Annotated in this window: 14 protein-coding genes; 9 read left to right on the top strand and 5 right to left on the bottom strand. The window is 42.9% G+C overall.

Annotated elements, in window-relative coordinates:
• Positions 1 to 33 precede the first annotated feature (33 nt).
• Positions 34 to 2034 (top strand): transketolase, encoded by a 2001-nt coding sequence (tkt, locus tag JIG41_RS15030; RefSeq protein ID WP_075594490.1) that lies wholly within the window; start codon positions 34 to 36, stop codon positions 2032 to 2034.
• A 124-nt stretch (positions 2035 to 2158) separates the two neighbouring features.
• Here the strand turns inward: tkt and tal are convergent, their stop codons facing one another.
• A complete protein-coding gene (gene tal, locus JIG41_RS15025; protein ID WP_182395874.1) occupies positions 2159 to 3112 on the bottom strand; it encodes a transaldolase in 954 nt (317 codons plus the stop codon).
• Positions 3113 to 3343: 231 nt separating this feature from the next.
• Here tal and JIG41_RS15020 point away from each other — a divergent pair, with 231 nt between their 5' ends.
• The 7 genes from JIG41_RS15020 (at position 3344) to JIG41_RS14990 (ending at position 11994) form a co-directional block, all read left to right on the top strand.
• Positions 3344 to 4996 (top strand): ribulokinase, encoded by a 1653-nt coding sequence (locus JIG41_RS15020; RefSeq protein ID WP_036973626.1) that lies wholly within the window; start codon positions 3344 to 3346, stop codon positions 4994 to 4996.
• Positions 4993 to 5688 carry an L-ribulose-5-phosphate 4-epimerase gene (locus JIG41_RS15015; RefSeq protein ID WP_036973625.1) on the top strand — a complete coding sequence of 232 codons (696 nt, stop codon included), beginning with the start codon at positions 4993 to 4995 and terminating at the stop codon, positions 5686 to 5688. Before JIG41_RS15020 ends, JIG41_RS15015 begins: the two co-directional genes overlap by 4 nt.
• A gap of 23 nt (positions 5689 to 5711) precedes the next feature.
• Positions 5712 to 7211 (top strand): L-arabinose isomerase, encoded by a 1500-nt coding sequence (gene araA / locus JIG41_RS15010; protein ID WP_036973624.1) that lies wholly within the window; start codon positions 5712 to 5714, stop codon positions 7209 to 7211.
• 131 nt (positions 7212 to 7342) lie between these two features.
• A complete protein-coding gene (locus tag JIG41_RS15005; protein ID WP_036973623.1) occupies positions 7343 to 7927 on the top strand; it encodes an HAD family phosphatase in 585 nt (194 codons plus the stop codon).
• 215 nt (positions 7928 to 8142) lie between these two features.
• Complete coding sequence (locus JIG41_RS15000) at positions 8143 to 9210, top strand: aldose epimerase family protein (protein ID WP_249406682.1); 1068 nt, start codon at positions 8143 to 8145, stop codon at positions 9208 to 9210.
• 12 nt (positions 9211 to 9222) lie between these two features.
• Positions 9223 to 11172: an RICIN domain-containing protein gene (locus JIG41_RS14995; RefSeq protein WP_230236565.1), complete on the top strand. Its 1950-nt coding sequence runs from the start codon at positions 9223 to 9225 to the stop codon at positions 11170 to 11172.
• A 141-nt stretch (positions 11173 to 11313) separates the two neighbouring features.
• Positions 11314 to 11994: a hypothetical protein gene (locus tag JIG41_RS14990; protein ID WP_065979501.1), complete on the top strand. Its 681-nt coding sequence runs from the start codon at positions 11314 to 11316 to the stop codon at positions 11992 to 11994.
• Between the two features lie 118 nt (positions 11995 to 12112).
• On the opposite strand, the gene JIG41_RS14985 is transcribed toward JIG41_RS14990, so the two are convergent.
• The 4 genes from JIG41_RS14985 to JIG41_RS14970 form a co-directional block, all read right to left on the bottom strand.
• On the bottom strand, positions 12113 to 13702 hold the full coding sequence (locus tag JIG41_RS14985; protein WP_065979500.1) for a carboxylesterase/lipase family protein: 1590 nt from the start codon (positions 13700 to 13702) through the stop codon (positions 12113 to 12115).
• 11 nt (positions 13703 to 13713) lie between these two features.
• Entirely contained in the window at positions 13714 to 14574 is an 861-nt protein-coding gene (locus JIG41_RS14980; protein WP_065979499.1) for an alpha/beta fold hydrolase, read from the bottom strand.
• A gap of 143 nt (positions 14575 to 14717) precedes the next feature.
• On the bottom strand, positions 14718 to 18152 hold the full coding sequence (locus JIG41_RS14975; RefSeq protein WP_065979498.1) for a LamG-like jellyroll fold domain-containing protein: 3435 nt from the start codon (positions 18150 to 18152) through the stop codon (positions 14718 to 14720).
• 296 nt (positions 18153 to 18448) lie between these two features.
• Positions 18449 to 19411: a glycoside hydrolase family 43 protein gene (locus JIG41_RS14970; RefSeq protein WP_065979497.1), complete on the bottom strand. Its 963-nt coding sequence runs from the start codon at positions 19409 to 19411 to the stop codon at positions 18449 to 18451.
• A 564-nt stretch (positions 19412 to 19975) separates the two neighbouring features.
• Between JIG41_RS14970 and JIG41_RS14965 the strand changes: the two genes are divergently transcribed.
• Positions 19976 to 22807: a TonB-dependent receptor gene (locus tag JIG41_RS14965; RefSeq protein WP_199525034.1), complete on the top strand. Its 2832-nt coding sequence runs from the start codon at positions 19976 to 19978 to the stop codon at positions 22805 to 22807.
• Positions 22808 to 22983: the final 176 nt, after the last annotated feature.

The following is a 22983-nucleotide window of genomic DNA, read 5'->3' as shown; positions in this document are numbered from 1 at the left end:
ATTATATTATAATATTAACAGGAAGCTAATAAGATGACTCTGCCTAGTTCTCAATCTGCAAATGCTATTCGCATACTTGCTGTCGATGCTGTTCAACAAGCTAACTCAGGTCACCCAGGTGCGCCCATGGGGATGGCTGATATTGCCGCAGTATTGTGGCAAAACTTTCATCGTCATAACCCATTAAACCCAGACTGGTCTAACCGTGACCGTTTTGTGTTATCAAATGGGCATGGCTCAATGTTGCAATATGCATTGTTACATCTAAGCGGCTACGACGTTAGCATCGAAGATATTAAGCAATTCCGTCAGCTTCATTCTAAAACACCGGGTCACCCTGAATACGGTTACACACCGGGTGTTGAAACAACAACAGGCCCATTAGGTTCGGGGATTGCTAACGCAGTCGGTATGGCTATCGCTGAAAAAACCTTAGCGGCACAATTCAATAAACCGAACTTTGATATTGTTGATCACTTTACATACTGCTTTATGGGTGACGGCTGTCTAATGGAAGGTATCTCGCACGAAGCATGTTCGTTGGCAGGTACGTTAGGCCTTGGAAAACTCATTGCATTTTGGGATGACAACGGTATCTCGATCGATGGTGAAGTAGAAGGTTGGTTCACTGATGATACACCTGCGCGTTTTGAGTCGTATGGCTGGCAGGTTATTCGTGATGTTGATGGTCACGATATGAATGCAATTGCGGGCGCAATCGAGGCGGCGCAAAGCAATACCACGCAACCTACACTGATTTGCTGTAAAACCGTGATTGGTTTTGGTTCGCCAAACAAATCGGGTAGCCACGACTGTCATGGTGCGCCACTTGGTCACGATGAAATCGCTGCGGTACGTGAGCAATTAAACTGGCCACACCCTGCATTCGAAGTACCGCAAGACGTGTACAACGAGTGGAATACTCAAGCGAAAGGTCAAGAGTTAGAAAGTGCATGGCAACAAACGTTTGCTGCCTATAGCAAAGCACACCCTGAACTAGCTAAAGAATATACTCGTCGCGTACTTGAAAAAACACTCCCTGCTAACTTCGCAGAATTAGCTGATGAGTACATTGCTAAATGCCAAGCTGGCATGCAAAACATTGCAACGCGTAAAGCTTCACAAAACGCAATTACTTTCTTTGCAAAGCAGCTTCCTGAACTAATGGGTGGCTCTGCTGACCTTGCCGGTTCAAACTTAACATTGTGGCCAGACGCTAAAGGCTTACAAGATGCCGCTGATGGTAACTATGTTTTTTACGGTGTACGTGAATTTGGTATGAGCGCTATCATGAATGGTATTGCACTACACGGTGGCTTTATCCCATTCGGTGCGACTTTCTTAATGTTTATGGAATACGCGCGAAATGCTGTGCGTATGGCTGCATTAATGAAAGCACAAAGCATCTTTGTGTATACTCATGATTCAATTGGTCAAGGTGAAGATGGTCCAACTCACCAACCAATCGAGCAAATTGCAAACCTACGTATGACCCCGAATATGACTGCGTGGCGTCCGTGTGATGAAACAGAAACAGCGGTTGCTTGGCGTCAAGCGTTATTAAAAGAAACAGGCCCAAGTTCACTCATTTTCAGCCGCCAAGGCACGAAAGCGATGGCGCGCGATGAGCAGCAAGTAGCCGATATCGCTAAAGGTGGTTATGTACTTGTTGATAGCGAACAAACAGCTGAACTTATCCTAATTGCAACAGGTTCAGAGGTTGAACTGGCGGTTAATGCTGCCGCTGAACTGACAGCACAAGGCAAGCAAGTTCGCGTGGTATCTATGCCGTCGACTAATCAGTTTGATAGCCAAGACAAAGCATACCGTCAAAGCGTACTACCAGCGGGTACTCCAAAAATTGCAGTTGAAGCTGCGCACCGTGACTTCTGGTTCAAGTATGTTGGCCAAGATGGTGACGTACTCGGTATGGATACATTTGGTGAATCAGCGCCTGGTGCTGTATTGCTAGAGCACTTTGGTTTCACGGTTGCTAACCTCGTCGCTAAAGCAAACGCATTACTTGCTGAATAATGTTGTTAGCTAAAAATTTATCGTAATCGCAACACGATAAGCCTGCCTTCACGATTATAAGGCAGGCACAAAAAAAGCCCGCAAACCTTAGTTTGCGGGCTTTTTTCTGCTTAAACAATCAGGTTTAAACTAATTCGCTTAAGATTGACTCTAGTTTCTCTTGGTCAATGGCGAACTGGCGAATACCTTGGCTTAGCTTTTCAGTGGCCATTGCATCTTCATTCATTTCCCAGCGGAATGCGTGCTCTGTCATCGCTGCTGGCGCGTCTGCTTTTTCAGTCGCAGGTTGTAGCTTTTGTGTCAAAGGCGCTTGCGTTGCTGCCAGTTCTGCAAGAAGTTTAGGGCTGATAGTTAAGCGGTCACAGCCTGCTAGTTCTTGAATTTCACCAATGTTACGGAAGCTTGCACCCATAACGATTGTTTCAAAACCATGTTTTTTGAAATAGTTGTAGATGTGAGTCACTGACTTAACGCCCGGATCGTTTGCACCGTCGAAATCTGCGCTTACATTTTGTGCTTTATACCAATCAAGAATACGCCCTACGAAAGGAGAGATTAGGTATGCACCTACTTCGGCACAAGCACGCGCTTGAGCAAATGCAAACACCAGTGTTAGGTTACAACGAATGCCTTGCGCTTCAAGTACTTTAGCGGCTTGAATACCTTCCCATGTAGAAGCAATTTTGATTAACACGCGCGATGTGTCGATACCTTGCTCTTTATAAAGAGCAACAAGCTCAAGAGCTTTATCAACGGTTGCTTGGGTATCAAATGATAAACGCGCATCAACTTCAGTTGACACTAAACCCGGTACTTGCTCCATTAATTTAGAGCCAATTAACACTGCTAGTTTATCAGCTGCTTTGCTTATTACTTCATTTGCATCGTTACTTTGTGCTTTAGCCCATGAAACGGCTTCTGCAGCAAGTGGACGGTATTTCTCAATTTGAATCGCATTTAAGATGAGTGATGGGTTCGTTGTTGCATCTTGCGGTTTGTATTCGTTGATTGCTTCAAAATCACCCGTGTCAGCAACAACGGTTGTCATTGCTTTAAGTTGTTCTAGTTGGTTAGACATAATTATCCCATTCTTATCATACAAAAGTTAATTTAGTGGCTTTAACCTGTTATTTGTGCTGAAAAAACAATCTAATCTTCCAGAAAAACTGCGCAATAAATCGCCCGCCAGCAGCAAATAATCCTGTTAATAATATTTTTATAATACCTTTACAATCTGGTATTGTTGATATTATCATACAAATAAAGATAATGACTAACAATGTTAGTAAGCAATTAGTGAAAGGTAATTATGTCTCGTTATACGTTGGGATTAGACTACGGGTCAGACTCGGTAAGAGCATTACTCGTTGATGTTGCAACTGGTGAAGAACTAGCCAGCCATTTAGTGAACTACCCGCGCTGGGCACAAGGTTTATATTGTGACCCAAGTAAAGATCAGTTTCGTCAGCATCCACAAGACTACATTGATAGCCTTGTTGAAGTAGTGAATGGTCTTTGGTCGCATGTTCCAGCAGGTACCGCAGACAAAGTAGTGGGTATGAGCTTTGATACGACAGGCTCAACGCCTGTGGCTATTAATAGCCAAGGTACACCACTGGCATTAACTGAAGAGTTTGCAGAAAACCCAAATGCAATGTTCATTTTGTGGAAAGACCATACGTCTATTAAAGAAGCAAATGAAATCACTCAAGCTGCAACTAACAACGATGTGAACTACCTTTCACACATGGGCGGTATTTACTCTTCTGAGTGGTACTGGGCTAAAGCATTACATATTTTCCGCGTTGATAGCAGTGTTAAAGCAGCCACTTATTCATGGGTTGAACACTGTGATTGGATGACCGCGCTCATGTGCGGCACAACTCACCCTGAAGCATTAAAGCTAGGGCGTTGTGCAACGGGCCACAAACAAATGTGGAACGAGCAGTGGGGCGGTTTCCCACCAAACAGTTTCTTTACAAGTATCGACCCACTATTAGATGGTGTTGTTGATACTTTAAATGCAACCACAGAGCCAAGCGACCAAGTTGCTGGCAACTTAACCGCTGAGTGGGCCGAGAAGCTAGGTTTACCACAAGGCATCGTGATTGGTTACGGTGCATTTGACTGTCACATGGGGGCAGTAGCTGCCAATGTTCGCCCAGGCGTTCTAACTAAGGTAATGGGTACCTCAACTTGTGACATCACGGTAACGTCTAAAGAGCAACTAGGTGATACCTGCGTTAAAGGTATTTGTGGTCAAGTTGATGGCTCAGTGATCCCAGGATTAATTGGCTTAGAAGCCGGTCAGTCTGCTTTTGGTGACTTATACGCATGGTTTAAAAATCTAGTACTTTGGCCAACTCGCCAACTTACAAATCTATCTGACGCTGAGCAGGCGTTAGTTAACAAGCTAGAAGACTCAATCTTAGTTGATTTATCAAACGCGGCGGCAGCACTCCCTGTAACAAGCAGCGACGTAACTGCGCTTGATTGGGTAAATGGTCGTCGTACGCCAGATGCTGATCAAAGCGTTGCAATGGCATTAACGGGCTTAAAAATGGGCACCGATGCACCTAAATTCTTTAAAGCACTTGTTGAAGCAACGGCGTTTGGCGCACGTGCTATCACTGAGCGTTTTCAAAGTGAAGGCGTGCCAATTGAGTCAGTGGTTGTTATCGGCGGTATTTCTAAAAAATCAGACTACGTAATGCAAACCTGTGCTGATGTTTGGAACTGTCCAATCGACGTTTTAGAGAGTGAGCAAAGTTGTGCATTGGGTGCGGCAATTATGGCTGCGGTTGCTGCGGGTGAGCACGCAACAGTGGCTGATGCGCAAAAAGTGATGGCGTCATCAGTCTGTCATCAGTACTTACCAAACCCTGAGCGTGTAGCGGTGTATGACGCGCTTTATGCCAACTACCAAGCACTTGCAAGCTATGTAAACGGAGACAAAGCATGAGTTTTACTGAACTAAAACGTGAAGTTTATGAAGCGAATATGGAGCTTCAACGTCGTGGCTTAGTAATTTATACCTTTGGTAACGTATCGCAAATCGACCGCGACAAAGGCGTGATTGCGATTAAACCAAGTGGTGTATCGTACGACCAAATGAAAGCCGACGACATGGTGATCGTCGACCTTGAAAACACCATTGTTGAAGGTGCTATGCGTCCGTCTTCTGACACCAAAACACATGTTCATTTATATCGCCACTTCGATGAGATTGGCGGTGTAACACACACGCATTCGACCTATGCAACTGCATGGGCACAAGCAAAGCAAAGCATTCCTTGCCTTGGCACAACTCACGCTGACTATGTACACGGTGACATCACCTGTACGCGTGAACTAACTGATGAGCAAGTGAATGGCGATTATGAGTTAGAAACCGGTATTCAAATTACTGATGCGTATAAAGACCGCGATCCGAAAGCTGCACCTATGGTGATTGTTGCGGGTCATGCGCCTTTCACGTGGGGTAAAGATGCCGCTCAGTCTGTATACCATGCCGCGCTACTCGAAGAGATTGCTCGCATGGCGTATTTAACACGCACTTTAGATCCACACGCAGCTGAACTTAAAAAAGCAGTGATGGATAAACATTATCTACGTAAGCACGGTAAAAACGCGTATTACGGTCAGAGCAAATAGCAAGAATTTAGAGGATTATTAACATGACGACGATGACGAAAGAAGTCTGGTTTGTTACCGGCTCACAACATCTTTATGGTCCTAAGGTGTTAGAAACGGTTGCCAAAGACAGCGAAGCAATTGTAGCGGGCTTAAACAGCGAAGCGAACCTACCAGTAAACTTGGTATGTAAGCCTACCGTTAAGTCACCTGAAGAAATTCACGCTGTTTGCCAAGCGGCAAATACCGATCCTAACTGTGTTGGTTTAGTATTATGGATGCACACTTTTTCACCTGCGAAAATGTGGATTGCTGGCCTAAGCGAATTACGTAAGCCTTGGTTACACCTTCATACTCAGTTCAATGCAGCCCTTCCTTGGTCTGACATCAACATGAACTACATGAATACGCACCAAAGTGCACACGGTGACCGTGAGTTCGGTTTCATCGGTACAGTAATGCGTAAAGAGCGCAAAGTGGTTGCGGGTCACTGGCAACGTGCTGACGTACAACAGCAGTTAGATGACTGGTGTCGTGCGGCGAAAGGCTGGGCAGAAAGCCAAACACTTAAAGTAGCGCGTTTTGGCGACAACATGCGTCAAGTAGCGGTAACGGAAGGTAACAAAGTTTCAGCACAAATCACCTTTGGTTATGAAGTACACGCGTTTGGTGTCGCTGAGCTTGTAAAAGTGGTTGATACAATCACAGAAGACGAAATCGATGCACAGTTAGCGCTTTATAAGCAAGACTATGTGATTTCTGACGAAACTCTACAAGACGATTACGCCGTGAAAATGCTGCGCAACGAAGCACGTTTAGAGCTTGGTATGGAGCGTTTCTTAGAGAAAGGCGGCTTTAAAGCATTCACAAACTGTTTTGAAGACTTATCAGGTCTTTCGGGTCTTCCGGGTCTTGCTACACAGCGCCTAATGTCGAAAGGCTATGGCTACGGTGGTGAGGGTGACTGGAAAACAGCTGCGATGGTTCGCATCATGAAAGTAATGGGTGAAGGCCGTGAAGGCGGTTGTTCATTCATGGAAGATTACACTTACAACATGGGTGAGACTGACCAAGTACTTGGCGCGCACATGTTAGAAGTATGTCCTTCAATTGCAGCACAAAAACCACGCTTAGAAGTTCACCAACACACGATCGGTGTGAAGTGTGATGTAGGCCGTTTATTGTTTACTGCAAAGCCAGGCGCTGCAATTAACGTATCACCAATTGATATGGGTAACCGTTTCCGCATTCTAATCAACGAAGTAGATACAGTGGCTCCGCCAGCTGATTTACCTCACTTACCAGTGGCTTCAGCACTGTGGGAACCAAAACCAAATCTATCTGTTGCATCTGCTGCATGGATCCACGCTGGTGGTGCACACCACACTGCATACAGCCAAGCAGTCACAACTGATATGATCGTTGATTTTGCTGAAATGGCTGGCGTTGAAACGATGATCATCGATAACGATACGACAATTCGTGGTTTCAAAACAGAGCTTCGTCATAACGCAGCTTATTACATGCTAAAACGTGGCCTGTAAAAACGAGTACATAAAGTACTAGGGCATGCTTTTAGCATGTTCAGTCAAATTTTGTTGTCGATTAAGCCAGTGATGAGCCTCGCTCCTCGCTGGCTTATGCTATTGTGAAGTAACACTTTTTAGGAGTAGATATGATCGACTTAAGCGCCTACCAAGGCATTATTTTTGATATGGACGGCACCTTAATTGACTCAATGGGCAGTCATTTGCAAGCATGGCAGAAAGCCTGTGAAGCGTATGGTTATCCGTTCGATTACGACTACATGTATAGCTTGGGTGGCATACCGACCGTTAAAACCATTGAAATGCTCAATGAAAAATTTGGTTTAGATCACGACCCTCTCGTTGTTGCTAAAGACAAGCACCAATTTTGGGTTGATTTACAGCACCATCCATTGGTAATTGACGAAACCGTCGCTGTACTTGAGAAATACCATGGTGTACTGCCAATGGGAGTGGGTACAGGGGCTGACCGCGAGCATGCAATTGATCACCTAACAGATACTAATTTAATTAATAAAATAGGCGCCTTAGTTACCGCAAGTGATGTGAGTAAAGGTAAGCCAGACCCAGAAACGTTTTTAAAAGTGGCTGAGCAATTAGGTGTTGAACCCAGTAAATGCGTGGTGTTTGAAGATACGCAAATTGGCTATCAAGCAGCAAAAAGTGCGGGCATGGACTGCATTATGGTAAAAGACGGCAAAATCCAATTTTAGCGATTAAATTTGCAATGATCCCCTTATTTGTATTATAAAACTATAAATACAATTAAAAAAAGGTTATTCATATGTCATTGCAATGTGTTTTCCAAGGTTTAAAAACAACTCATCAAACAGCCGGTTCGAACACGAAAAAGTCGCGCGGGCTTTATGCATTGTTGGTGACATGTGGGATTGCCCTTACACCAGCGTGTGCTCATCAAGGAGACAATATGACAACTTCCCCTTCAGCATCTATGACGGCTTACGGCGTGCTTGCAGATCAAACCCCTGTAAATCAAGTAACACTCACTAACAGCAATGGCATTAGTGTTGATGTAATCAACTACGGCGGTATTATCACGCGCATTGAAACGCCAGATGCAAAAGGCGAAATGGGTAATATTGTACTGGGTTTAGATAACCTAGACGCTTACACAAAAGCAACGACTTACTACGGTGCAATCATCGGTCGTTTTGGTAACCGTATTGCGAACGGTAAATTCACGTTAAATGGCACCGAATATCAGCTTGCCACTAACGACGGCGACAATCATTTACACGGGGGTGTGCAAGGTTTCGACAAAAAAGTATGGAACATGACACCGTTCACTACGCAAAACAGTGCAGGCGTGACCCTAAGCCTTGTTAGCCCCGATGGTGACCAAGGATACCCAGGTGAAGTAACCACTGAAGTGACTTACACGTTAACCAATAACAACACGCTAGACATGCAGTTTATTGCTACAACGAACAAGCCTACCATTATCAATATGACGCAGCACAGCTACTTTAACTTAGCGGGTAAAGGCGACATTCTTGATCACCAAATGCAAATTAACGCCAAAGCGATTACGCCTGTAGATGGTGGCTTAATCCCAACGGGAGAGTTAATGGATGTAGCAGGCACACCGTTTGACTTCCGTACTGCTAAAGCAATTGGTCAAGATATAAAAGTAAGCAATGAACAGCTTCAGCTTGGTAAAGGCTACGACCATAACTTTGTACTAAAAGACACACCAAGCAAAGAGCTTGTAGAAGCGGCAACGGTTTACGAAGCAAACTCAGGTCGTACATTAACCGTTTACACCGAAGAGCCTGCCGTACAGTTTTATTCAGGTAACTTCTTAGACGGTAGTAGCAAGCAAGCGTCTGGCTTAGTGCATAACTTCAGAAGTGGTTTTTGTTTAGAGCCACAACACTTCCCTGATGCACCCAATCAGCCAACGTTCCCAAGCACAACATTATTACCGGGTGACGTGTACTCAACACGCATCGTGTACGAATTTGGTACAAAATAAAGGAACACAAACGTGAAAACAACAAAGCTTAAAAGCGCAATGCAAAAGGCCGGTTTAGCCAGCCTATTTGCCTTGTCGTTTGGCGCGCTGACTGGCTGTCAGACAACGGCTGAAGACAACACCGCTAAAAAAACTGATGTAGCAGCCACAGAAAAAGCGCCCATTCAAGATAATGGCATATTTACCAATCCGCTGTTTCCTAATGGCGCCGATCCATGGCTTGAGTATTGGGATGGTAACTATTACTTAACCACAACAACATGGACTTCTGAATTAGTGATGCGAAAATCGCCCACACTTGCTGGTCTTGCAGATGCAACACCTGTCAATGTGTGGTCAGATTCAAACCCTGAACGTTGTTGTAACTTCTGGGCGTTTGAATTCCATCGCCTAAAAGGGCCAAATGGCTATCGTTGGTACATGATGTACACAGCCGGTACCGATGGCACGCTAGATAACCAACACTTAAATGTTTTAGAAAGTGCCGGTGATGACCCTATGGGTCCATACGAATACAAAGGGGCATTAATGCCAAACGTATGGAATATCGACGGTAACTACCTTACATACAACGATAAACTGTATGTGATTTACTCACAGTGGCAGGGCGATCAACAGTTAAACATTATTGCTGAAATGGAAAACCCATGGACACTGAAAAAGAACTCTCCACACACGGTAATCACGCGTCCTGAGCTAGACTGGGAAATTAGTGGTCGTAAAGTAACGGAAGGCGCTGAAATTATACAGCACAATGGGCGTACGTTTATGACGTACTCAGCAAGCTTCTGTAATACCCCTGACTACAAGCTGGGTATGCTTGAGCTTGTAGGTGATGATCCACTTAAAGCCAGCAGCTGGAAAAAATACGACAAGCCGGTATTTGAGCGCACAGAAGACGTATTTGGCCCAGGTCATAATGGTTTCTTCACGTCGCCAGATGGCACTGAAGATTGGCTGGTTTACCATGGTAATGATTCAGTAGAGCACGGTTGTAGCGCAACGCGTTCTTTACGTGCGCAAAAATTCACTTGGAACAACGATGGAACACCAAACTTTGGTAAACCATTAACGCCGGGTGTTGAAGTCGCCCCACCATCAGGTGAATATGGCCCGCTGGTAACACGTGTACAAGGTCAACGCTACCAATTAGTGAATGCCACAAGTGGCCTATGTTTAGACATCGCTGCAGACCCACAAGATGCGCGCGCAGTGCAGCGCCAGTGTGCAAGCACCAATGGTCAGTGGGTTATTGATGCAACAACAGACGGTTTTGTTCGTTTAGCCAACCGCGAAGACAGCAAGTTCTTAGAGCTTGAAAGCTGTAACGAGGCTGACAACGCTAAAGTACAATCTGCGGCATGGCGCAATAACTTCTGCCAGCAATGGAAAGTAGCTCCAAGCACAGATGGTAATGTATCTATTACTAACCGTTACACAGGCAAACCTTTAGCGGTTGCAGGGTGTTCGGCTGCGCAAAATCAAGCGGTTTTACAGCAAAGCGACACAACAGCGTGTGGCGACTGGCAATTACGCCCTATGGGCAGTGTTGTGGTATTAAGCCAACAAAGTGGTAAAGCGTTGAGCGTAGCTGGTACAGTTAAAGCAGGTACTAATGTTGAGCAACACGCTTATACGCATAAAGACGCACAGCAATGGTTCTTCACACCAACAGATACGGGTTATGTAAGCCTTAAACAAAGCGCTGACAGCGAGTTCTGTGCTGCAGTAGCCGATAATGCACTCGTGCCGGGTGCCAATGTAGAAATGGCTTCGTGTGCCGCGAAAACAGCACAGTGGCGCATTGCCCCAGTTGAAGGCGGTGGCATCATGCTTATCAACCGTTACACAAAACAAGCATTAGGCTTAAGTAACTGTGGTTTGGCTGAAAACACTAACTTTGCACAACAACCCGATTTAGGTAACAAGTGCCAAGTGTTCCACCTGCGTGAACCACATTAAGTCATAAGTAAAGAATCGACTCAAACCAAAGCCACTTCATTTATGAGTGGCTTTTTTTGTTCCGGTTAATATAACGTGAAGGTATAATTATACAGTTTAAGGGAATGCGCTGGTTGCTTTCTCAGGGAGTAGGAGTTGTAAATGTCTTATTTAATTAATTCAAGTAAACCAATTTCAAGTGTGCATCAGCTGCAAAGTGAAGGTGGTCAGTACATTGAGTTAGCTGAAGCAGGTTATCAAATACCAATAGTCTGGTTAATGTTTTTCAATGAAGATGATTTCATCGAGTCTAAAATTGAATACATGGATGGAGAGGGTAATTTACACTACGATACGATCTCTTTACCGTGTACGACGGTCAAAAAAGCGAAAGAAAATATAGAAAACTCACATCGGTTTTTTACTGAATTATTTCAAGAGCCTGAAATAGCGATAGGGTATTTAGATAAGACAATCGCGCTTTTTGATGAGCTAGAGTACGAGTATCTCATTCTGGATGCGAGTGAATATTTTTATATGAATATTGATGATGCTGAATGGCATTTGTTTCGGAATGCATTCCTTAGAAATGAAAAAGCGAAACGTTTTATTTTTGAATATTCAGGGTATGACGAGGCTTATTTACCGTATCCAGTCGAAGAGTTTTATTCTAATCCCCACTTAGATGACTATGATCGAATGAATAACTCAACGGCACTGAACCCTGCCTTTAGTGATCCGTCTTATCGTATAAGGTATCCCCATGAAACAGCAAGCTCAGCGTTGAGTAAAGCAGATACCGCGAGTAGCAAAAAGTGGTGGCAGTTTTGGAAAAGTGAGTAAAACTGCGCACTAGTCACCTTATTAAGACACGTTCAACGACCCATTAAAGTAAGTTAATACGGGAGCATGGCGCAGGTTTTTTAAAAGTTAAACCTGCACTGCTCTATAAGATTAATGTTTAATTAGCCGCTTTATTTGCCCATTTTTCGCCTTCTGCTGTTCGACGCCACTGAAAATACTGATCTAACGTTTCGAGTGCTTTGATGTCTGGCACAGGCCCTATTTTTGGCTGTTGTTGGAAGTACATTGTACTCGGCTTTTCATCATCAAAAGCTGGCCAGTTTGGTAGTGCGTTATTATTGGGATTCCCGTTTTTAGCGAAGTTAGTCCAATACGTTGCCATAACCTCTGACATTTTTAAGTCGTTTGGTGTGACATTGGGATCTGACTTATTCAAGTTTTTAAACACGTACGCAATTTCATGACCGTGAGCAGAGCCGTGATCTTCATCTTTTGCCCCACTCTTTCGGGCAGGGTGATGATCGAAGTAGTACAGGTACACAGGCGCATTACCATATTGTGTTTGTAACTTTGCCCAGCTCCATGTGTGCCAACCAAAAGCCGCATCACGAACTAGGTTACGGGCACTGCGAGGTATACTGTTTTTGGCAACTGGGTAGGCGTCTAATAACTTTTCAGCAAAAGGGCCGTAGCGTTTTTTGATGCCAGCTACAAATTTATTTACATCAGGATCCCATACAAAACTTAATCCTTCATCAGAGTTATAACCAATAAGTGCAGGTACATCATTGAATTGCCCGTGTTGATAAAGTGTATATTGATCGTCTTTAATCACGTAACCATCAACAATTGGCCACCCCCCAGGTAATGACCAGCCTTTAGGAATAAATTTAGTGGCATCCATTTCTCGAAGCTCTGCAATTGATGTTGCACCAAATTGTTTAACATAGTCGACCCCCTCAGCCTGTGCTTGCTGTAGTGTTGACATGTTTTCTCCAGGGTAATTGTTAGTACGAGTGGGGCCAAATGACCCACCACTTTGTGATATCACCTTGTTAATTAAGCCTTTTGCTAAAGGGGATGCTGCAAGCATACTGACCGAAATTCCCCCTGCTGATTCGCCAGCGATAGTCAGGTTATTGGCATCTCCACCAAAGGCACTAATATTTTTTTTCAGCCACTTTAAAGCCGCTATTTGATCAAGTAGACCATAGTTACCAGACACTCCCGCTTTACTTTCTTTATTTAACTCAGGGTGCGCTAAAAAGCCTAATTGCCCTACTCGATACGCGATTGAAACGACAATAACACCTTTATTCGCGAGTTGAGTGCCATCAAAGATAGGATCTGATGAACTGCCAAAACTAAACCCGCCACCGTAAATCCATACAAAGACAGGAAGTTGCTCGTCTGCTGATTTCGCGGGTGTCCAAATATTTAAATACAAGCTATCTTCACTGATACCTGAAACCGGGTTACCTGCTTGCATGGGGGCAGGAGCATACTCTTTGGCTTCGCGTATACCTTGCCAGTTTGCCGGTGGTTGTGGCGCTTTCCAGCGCAACTCGCCAACAGGAGGTTTGGCAAAAGGTACGCCTTTAAAAACTGTTAAATTAGCTTCAGCAACGCCTTTTAGCGTACCTTGTTCAACATTAACTTGCGTCAGTGCTGACGCATTAGCGACATGCGATATTGTTGTTAAGGTTATGATTATTATTAAATTTTTGAGTCGTACTGATGTGTTCATGTTATTCCTTTTTAAAATTGTTTAGCTTTGATGTTCCAGCGCGGAAACGAGGTATCTTGTGAACTCAAAAAAAGTGTGGCATTGGTGTCAATATTCTTTAGCTGCCAATCTAGCCACTTGATAGCTAGGGTTGAAAATGAGCCCCCATAAGGTTGCTCAAACGTACCTGAATGACCGGCTGTCCGATGATTTGCAAACACAATGGGCACGTGGTTAATACGTTGATAGTCAAGTTGAGCATTGTTAGTTGCAATATCTGTAGGCCCACCCACGAGGTAAATTATCGGCGCATGCACGTTTTTTAGTGATTGTTTATCTGCATTGGCCATCGTCATATCGCCAATGCCCGAATTAAACATTAAATAACTGCTTACTCTTTTATCTGCCGCTGTGGCAAGGAGTTGTGCACCACCACAAGACTGGCCAGCAATGGCAATGTTCTTTAAATCGACCATTTGAAAAAAGTCACTCAGGGGGTTAGCTGCTTGAGCGGTTACCCAATCGATAGCAAGAGGGATCATCGTATTGCTGGCTTTATTAAGTTGTCTATCATCGAGACTGTATTGCATCTTCCCCAGTGCGATGACTAAATAACCATGCGACGCAATATTGCTGAGCATATTTTCAAAAGGGTATGAGGTATCCATACATCCACCATTTGCAAACACAACAACGGGTAATTTTGATGAGTTTTTGACGGTAGTTAAAAGGTCTTTGGGGCGGTAAATTACATAGTTTTCAAGTGATGAATCGGTAGTTGCAACAGCATTGAAAGGGCCATTCCCGCCATTATCTAAGACTTTTGAATCGATTATTTTTGCTGTACATACAGAGGATAGAAAACACATTGAGAAGATGAGAAAACGCAGCATATTGAGAACCCCTTAATTGTATTATAAATATTACAATACAATGTGTTTGCCTTGTTTAAAAGCGCTTTGTGCATAAAAAAGCCAGACAGAGTCTGGCTTTTTACGACAACGAATAAGGAAGGTGAGACAGCTCACCTTACTTATTACTCTTCTTGTGCAGAAGCTGCGTCAAAGAGTGCTTTTATTTCTTCAGCACTACTAACAGTGCCGTTGAAAATTTTCAGTTCATCAATAGCCCCGTTATAAGGGGTATCCCAGTAGTTAACACCCAAGGCAAATTCATTGGTTTCACCAGGTACAGTGAACACGCGAGGGAAACCGCCCGCTTCTAGCTGAAGTTCACCATTGACGTACATTTTTATCGTATCGCCGTTGGTGCCATCAACCGTGAAGGCAACATGTGTCCACTCTTTGAGAGGGATACGGCTATCTAGCTCTGCATTATCAAAGAATGCGCCATTATTTGCCCACAAACGAGTTAGGCCGCTATCCATTTCTGGCACTAAGCTCAGCCAAGTTTCTGCATTTGCACCTGCGAAGAACGCAGTTGTGTAATCTGTGAAGCTTTCTGGTTTTAACCACATAGATACAGAGTAATCATTGGTTGTAATAAGGTTATCTGGTAAGCGGACACCTGAGCCGTCAAGGAATACGGCTTGACCAATGATACCGTCAACGTATGTAACATTACCGCCAGTATTATTGATTAACCCACCTGTTGGTTTAGCTGTTGCGTAGGCACCATTAAGCGCACTTAAGTCACCTTCGAAGCTGTATTCAGCTGGTGCAAGTGATTTTAAGGTCACATCGAATGACTTAGTATCAGTAAAGTCTTTGTAGTTAATGGTTGCCGTTAATGTTACAACTTGGTCGCCAGCAGAGGCACTTGGTTGAGTCACAACAGCTGTGCCATTGACTGGTTTTAAATACTCTTCGTTGTTTGACGTCCAGCTAATACCTGACACAAATGGACCGACACGTGGTAACTCGAAGCTTTCACGTACTGCAGAGACATCACCTAAATCAAGCGCACTCTTAATAAATGCTGGGAAGTTATCTGGGTTGGTTTGGTTTGTCATTGCCGCAGCGTTAATATTAAAACTATTCAGGGCGTAGTCATACACAATGAGCTCATCAATTTGACCTTGGAAAGGTAAGTCCCAGCCATAGTTCACACCCAGCGCAAAGTTGCCGGTTTGTGTATTAAACATGTCGGGTCTTTGTATTGAGCCAATTCTTTTGCCATCTTTATAAAGTGTAGCTGTTTGGCCTACATAAGTAATTGCAATATGTGACCAGGCTAATGGTGCAGGTGTAGTCTGGTTTACATCACCCCAAACGTCTTTATTATTTTCATCTAAATAGTGGCTCCAAAGGAATGAAGGTGAATTTGCTGGTACGATACTTATCCAGTTATCAACGGATGCTGCTGCAAAGAAAGTTGGAGAGAAGTTAGTGATCTCCTCAGGATTGATCCAGTAAGAAACAGTGAAATCTGAGGTTGTAATTAAATTATCTGGTAAACGAACACCGGTCGCCCCATCAAAATTAAACGCTTTGCCTGTTTGGCCATCAGCGAAAGCGGCTGTGCCTGCACCCACATTTAATAGATTGTTGTCAGTCACTCCAGCATCACCTAGATTGCCTAAACTATCGCTTAGTGAATCTTCAAATTGATAATGTGCAATCGCATTTCTAAATTCAGGCCGTGCTTTTAGGTTTACATTGAATGTTTTCGTTGCAACTTCACCATTAAGTGTCATCGTTGCGGTTAAAGTGACAGCTTGATCGCCGCGATCTGGCGTAGGGATAAAAATAGAACCATCTGTATCAATATAATACTCATTGCTAGACTGCCACGTAATTGTTGTACCTGCTTTACCTTTCGTAGGAAGAGAGTAACCATCGTCAGCGACACTCAGTTCCGTTTTTAAATTTAACGCATCTTGTATCGTTGCTAGAATTGTCTGTGTTTCACCGATCTCAGCAACTTTTGTGCCCCATATCGTCGCATTATCTAAAGATGAGGCTGAGAAAGTAACAACTAAATCCTGTTTATTGTCATTCCATTGCCATTTTGCGACCCCGTAATAAGTGCCTGAATCAAGCTCTAGTTTAATATTAGAGTCATCAATCATGTACCAGACACCCACATCATCACCGGTAACAGAATGGTCTTTGTTTAGTGCAATATGTGTTGAACGAATTGCATCAGTGTTTACATCAGTGCCGTGATTGATAAATTTGTAGTAACCGTAAAGCTCATCAGCAATTACCATGTTGTCGCCCTCAAGCGGTACATAGCGTTGCGGTGAAGCCATCGGCCAATCTAATGAGTTAATAAACATTTCATGCACACGAACTTGGTGTGCTTCAGTATTGTTAGGGAACTCAGTCGATGTTTGTGGGAAACGAGTGTGTGTAACTAAAAGGTAACGACCAGTTGCTTCATCGTAGTAAGCCGAGTTATGCCCCGGAGCCTGATAACCCCATGCGGGTGCTGTTTCGCCAAGCTCTTGGGTGTATTCAAAGCCGCCCATTAGTTTTTCACCAATTTCAAGGCCCCCTATTGCTGCAATGTCATTACCCGCGTTATCTAGGTACGGACCATCAGGCGTTTTTGAGCGAGCAACACGAATGTTATAGCCGCCATTTAAATCAAGTCCACCAGTCGAGTAGAATAGGTAATAATATTCATTCTCTGGGCTGTACATGACAAATGGACCTTCTATAAAGCGGCCTGCACCACCAAGAAGGTGCTTACCATAGCCTTGACCTGCTTTAGGCTTTCCGGTTTCGGTGTCCATCTCTAGAATAAAAATGCCCCCATGATGTGAGCCGTAAACCATCCAAAGTTTGCCGTTCGTATCATAGAATGCTGCAGGGTCGATCACGTTAGGATCAACGCCACCATTGTAGGTTGTTTGGCCATTATCGAGTGGGTAGGCTGTAAACTCGGCTTCATTACGATAGCCGCTTCGTAAAAAAATGCCTTTATTTGTATAAGGGCCTTCGATGTTGTCAGCCTCAGCTAATCCTAAGTAGCCGCGCTCCAAACAAATTTGATCATTGGGTATCTCTTTAGTACTGGTATTATCTTCTCCACAGCTATTGTAGTAAAACCAGAACTTACCATTAGGTGCTTGAATAACGTTAGCAGCCCAGTTACTTGGGTAATCATCAGTCCACTCAACGCCATCGGCTATTTCTGCTAAGTAATTGTAATCGAATAAAGGACTTTCATTGACTTGTAATACATCTTGTCCGTCAATTTTTACTACAGAGGGCGAAGAAATCATTTCCCAGTTCAGAAGATCTGTTGATTTAGCGGCAGCAAGGTGTGAACCAAAAATATAATAAGTGTCGTCAACTTTAACAACAGAAGGGTCATGTACACTGACATTAGTAACCATTACGCTCCCTGATTCTGTGTATTCAACACTGCTACTTACACTGGGTTTTGCGCTTTGGGGTTCGGTGACAGCAAGAGACGAGTTAAGCTTAGTGCCCTCTTCTTTGCCACAACCTGTCACAGCCAAAGAGCAGGCTATGACTATGACTAATTTATTTAATTTCATGTTATGTGTCCTTTAAATTAGGGATTTATTTTTATGTAATTGTTGTCAAAAATGTTGCCGCTATAAAAAATCAATAATAACGTAGTATTGTAATTTTATAATATTATTTGCATTGTGCAAATGATTTCACAAAGGTAACTGCATTGTAAATACTTTGTTTTGTGGGTTTTGTTGTTTGCAGAAGGGTTAAGGTGTTAAAAATGGGAAGATGGAAAGTGTTTTAGTGTTTTAATAGTGAAGATTGAGCAGCGGATGATTCAAAAGTAAGAGGGCTCTGCATCAGAGCCCTAAGAGTATTATTTGCTTTGTTTACTTAACCCTTCGGTAGTCATGATAATACGTTTAAGGGTGCCGTCTTCATTGTAGTAAAGTGGTTCGATAGCCACGGAACGACGAAAACGCCCACCACTTGGTTTGCCATCAATTGGTGGTACTGCCCCTGTGTGGTAAATAAAATAATCTTTACCTTTGTATTCGATAATTGATTGGTGGTTGGTTTCACTGTTGCCCGCGATTTCATTCAAGATACCTTTATATTCCCACGGTCCATGAATACTTTTACTCATTGCATAACAGATTTTCTCAGGGAACTCACAGGCGTACGATACATAGTAGTTATCATTTTTTTTATGCACCCATAATGCTTCTGTAAAGTTTGGCAAATCGAGTGTTTTGATTTCCCCATCAAGCGAAAGTAAGTCATCGCTCAACTTTACATATTTTGGCACTAAGTTACCAAAGAACATGTAAGTGTCGCCGTTTTCTTCGGTATAAATAGCAGGATCAATATCATCCCAATCATTCGGTGTGTGCTTGGTCATATCGTCTGTAACAAGCGCATGGCCAATGGCGTCTTTAAATGGGCCTGTCGGTGACTTAGACGTTGCAACACCAATAGCAAAGCCCGGTTTTGTATCGTTGTGGCGAACTGTGGTAAAGAAGTAAAAGGTGCCATCACGCTCAATCATGTGTGAAGCCCACGCTTCGCCTTTTGCCCATTTAAAGTCAGTGGCTTTCATAATTGGGCCATGCTTTTTCCAATTCACCATGTCGGTAGACGAAAAGGCAAGCCAGTCATGCATTTCGAAAAATACATCGTTATTAGGTGCCTCATCATGGCCAGTGTAGAGATATACAGTGTCATTATGAACAAGTGCTGCGGGGTCTGCAGTAAATACATCTGTGAATAATGGATTTTGTGCGACGGCTAAGCTGCTTGAGAAAAGCAGTGGTAGCGCTAAGGCTTTCAATTTACTCATGAGTGTCCTCTGTGAATGATTGTTGTTTTAAATGCTGATTTTTACTCATACGCAGTTAATACATCGTGTATTTTTAATTGTACTGAGTAACTGATTGTTTACACGAAACAATTTGTTTGAAATACAGCAAAAAGGCTTATTTGTACTATTGTATTTTTATTATCATAGTAACAGCAAATTACTTTACGTAAATAATTTGTGGTCTTTTTTTCTACACTTTGTATCTTGATATTAAATTAATGCACATTTTAACCTATTGAAAATATTGATGTTAACTATTATTTGAAATGAAAGTGTTATGCCTTTTACATTATTGAAATATTTCTAGTAATACGCTTTATATTAACGAGAGTGCATTATTTTTTAATTAATATAATCGGTTGATCTCAAAATAATCATACAATATGATTAAAGCTGAGCTGCAATACATTCAAATGAAAAATAGAGATTTAATCGCGCACCGTTTCGACAACACACGATGCACTATGCAGTGAGCACAACTCGGAAACTGAGAGGGAATTCCCTCAGAAATCCGATATAACTATAATTTGGAGAACACCGCTTATGTTTAAAAGAACACACATAGCCAGTGCTGTAGTTATGGCATTTACTTGTCAATTTGCTTTTGCTCAGGAGGAAACATCAAATACTCCCGAGAAAAATGCCAATGAAATGGAAGTTATCCAGGTATCTGGTATACGTGGAAGTTTAAACAAAGCACTTGATGAAAAACGTGCAAGTGTTCAAATCGTGGATGCTATTGTCGCTGAAGATATTGGTAAATTCCCTGATAATAACGTGGTTGAAGCGCTTCAACGTGTGACGGGTGTACAAACAACGGGCCGTGGAGCGGGTGAAGTAAGTGCGGTTTCAATCCGTGGCCTTACTGACGTCAATACGACTATTAATGGTCGTGCTATATTTACTGGTGCGGGCCGTGACGTCTCATTACAAGACATTCCAGCAAGCTTACTATCAGGTGTTACAGTTTTTAAGACTCGTTCGGCAGATCAAATTGAGCGTGGTATCGCAGGGGCGATCGACATTAAAACGCATCGCCCATTCAACTTTGACGGTGAAAAAGTGGTTTTAGCGGCGCGTGCTATTTATGCTGATCAGCCAGATAAAGTTGATCCAAATATCAGCGCATTAATTAGTAATCGCTGGGAGCTCGATGGTGCAGGTGAGTTTGGTGCATTATTTAATATCTCTTATTCGGAAACTAATTATCGCGATGATACGATGACTGCAGGTGCTGCATTCCCATTTTTTACCGATAAGCCCGCCGTTGGTTATTCACCTTATTCTCGTATTCCAAATAATGACTCTCAGGGTAATTTAGTTTGGCAAGCAGGTCTTGAAAGTGGTTTGCCAACTTCTTCAGGTTCTACATTAAATGTTGACGGTGTACCAACTGAGTACCTGCTAGCCCGAGATGCGATTTTCGGTACTTCTTTTACAGGTGAGCGTAAACGTCCTGCTGCTTCAGTATCACTTCAGTGGGCTCCAGATGAAACATTAGAAATTACAGCTGAAGGGTTCTATACAGGCTACGAGAATCAGTCTCAAAATGCATTATGGTTCTCAAATACCTTTGAAAACGGTAATGGCTTTATTGAAACCCCCACAGTATTTGATGGCACTAATGTCGTTAAAGAAAAACAAGCAATTGGTGCTGGTGGCTTCCAAAGTGGCGACTCTAACTCAGAAAAAACAGACAGCTACTTATATGCATTAGGGGCTCAGTGGCAAGCAAGTGATTACTTAACAATTAATACTGAACTGGTTTATCAAGAAAGTGAGTTTGAAAGTGACTTTTTCGGTATGCGGTTTAACCGAGTTGCACCAGGTTTAGATGTAGATTTTAATGACAATGACGGAATGCCAGGCATTGCATTTTGGGATGATCCTAATACTGCAGTAAATGAAGCAGATATGGCTGCCATCGAAAACTGGAATGCCAGTACATTATACGATAATGGAGGAGGTAACCGAGGAGACGCACTGACGTTTACTTTTGATGCCGAATACCTAATTGGTGGTACATATTTCGATAGAGTTAAATTTGGTGGTCGTTATGAAAGCCGTACTGCAGAAGAATTTACACGCACTCAAGAAAGCGGCATAGCGGATACATCCCTTGCAAGTTTAATTGAACAACTTGCAGCAGCTGGGGCGTCAGGTGATGGCTCAGGTGTGGTTTATCAAGTAAATGATTATTTAGATGGCCGTGCAGACGCTTTTGATAGCTTTATTACTGCCGATGGTGGTTATTTACTAAATAATGCGAACGAGATCCGAGGAATTTATGGGCTTGAAGCGGAAGATAAATATAAAACCTTTGATATTGAAGAAGATTCATATGCACTTTATGCAACAACTAACTTTTTCTTAACGGAAGATATCAGTGGTGAAATTGGTGTGCGTTATGTGAGCTATGAACAAGATATGAAGTTTACAGCTGAAACAGGCACTAACACTAATGTGTTTGATACCAGTGCTGCGACTGCCGATGTAAGTAAAGTCTTACCAAGTTTCATGCTTAACTGGAATATTACAGATGACCTAGTCGGGCGAGTTGCGTATACAGAAACATTGCGTATGCCTAACTTCGCAGACTTAAATGCGCTTCAGTATTGGACGGATCCACTTACAGAGGGGGCTATTTATGGTGAAGGCACTGGCGGTAACCCAGAATTAAAGCCTACAGAGTCAACTAACTATGACCTTTCACTTGAGTGGTACTTTGCGGATACAAGCTCACTATACGCTGCTTACTTTAAGCGTGAAATTGAAGGCTTAGTTGTTCCTGGAAGAAAAACTGTTGTACGTGAAGGTAATGATGGTGTAACCCGCCCGTACGTATTAAGCGCGCCTGTAAATGCCTCTAATGGTGAATTATCAGGCTTAGAATTAGGTCTAGTTTATTTCCCAGAAGAATTACCTGATTACTTAAATGGCTTAGGTGTGCAAGCAAGTTTCACACTACTTGATTCTTCACAAGATACCCCTGACTTTGACGAGGCTGGTAATATCGCTAACTACGTTGAATCAGAAATGGCGGGTGTTTCAGATGAATCATACAGTATCGTGGGTATTTATGAGCGTGACTCATTCGATATGCGTTTATCTTATGTATGGCGCTCTGAGTTTTATACAGGTAATGAGGCTGCAATCTTTGCCAACCCTTTACAGTTCTGGAGCCGCCCAGAGCAAAGTTTAGACTTCCAGTTTAGCTACAATGTGAATGATGACTTTGTTGTGACATTTGATGCAACAAATATTCTGGATGATGTATATCAAAGCTACTACGGAGAAGGTAACGATAATTTATTTAACTTTAGCAATGCGATTTATTCACGTACATTCGCACTTGGTGCACGTTATTCCTTCTAAACTTTTCGATTAGATAAAAAACCCCGACTTAGCTCGTAATGCCAGTCAGTTAAGCAGTTTTTTGAATAAATATGTGAATATTATTCAGTTAAAGCTGCTTAAAGCAGGTGGGGACAAAATTAGCTAAAGACCATATAGCAAAAGGGCTTCAGTAAGATTTTTATAAATCATCGCTG

It is taken from the genome of Pseudoalteromonas sp. bablab_jr011 (assembly GCF_016464045.1).
Classification (GTDB): Bacteria; Pseudomonadota; Gammaproteobacteria; order Enterobacterales; family Alteromonadaceae; genus Pseudoalteromonas; species Pseudoalteromonas lipolytica.
This window is presented reverse-complemented; position numbering and strand designations above follow the sequence as displayed.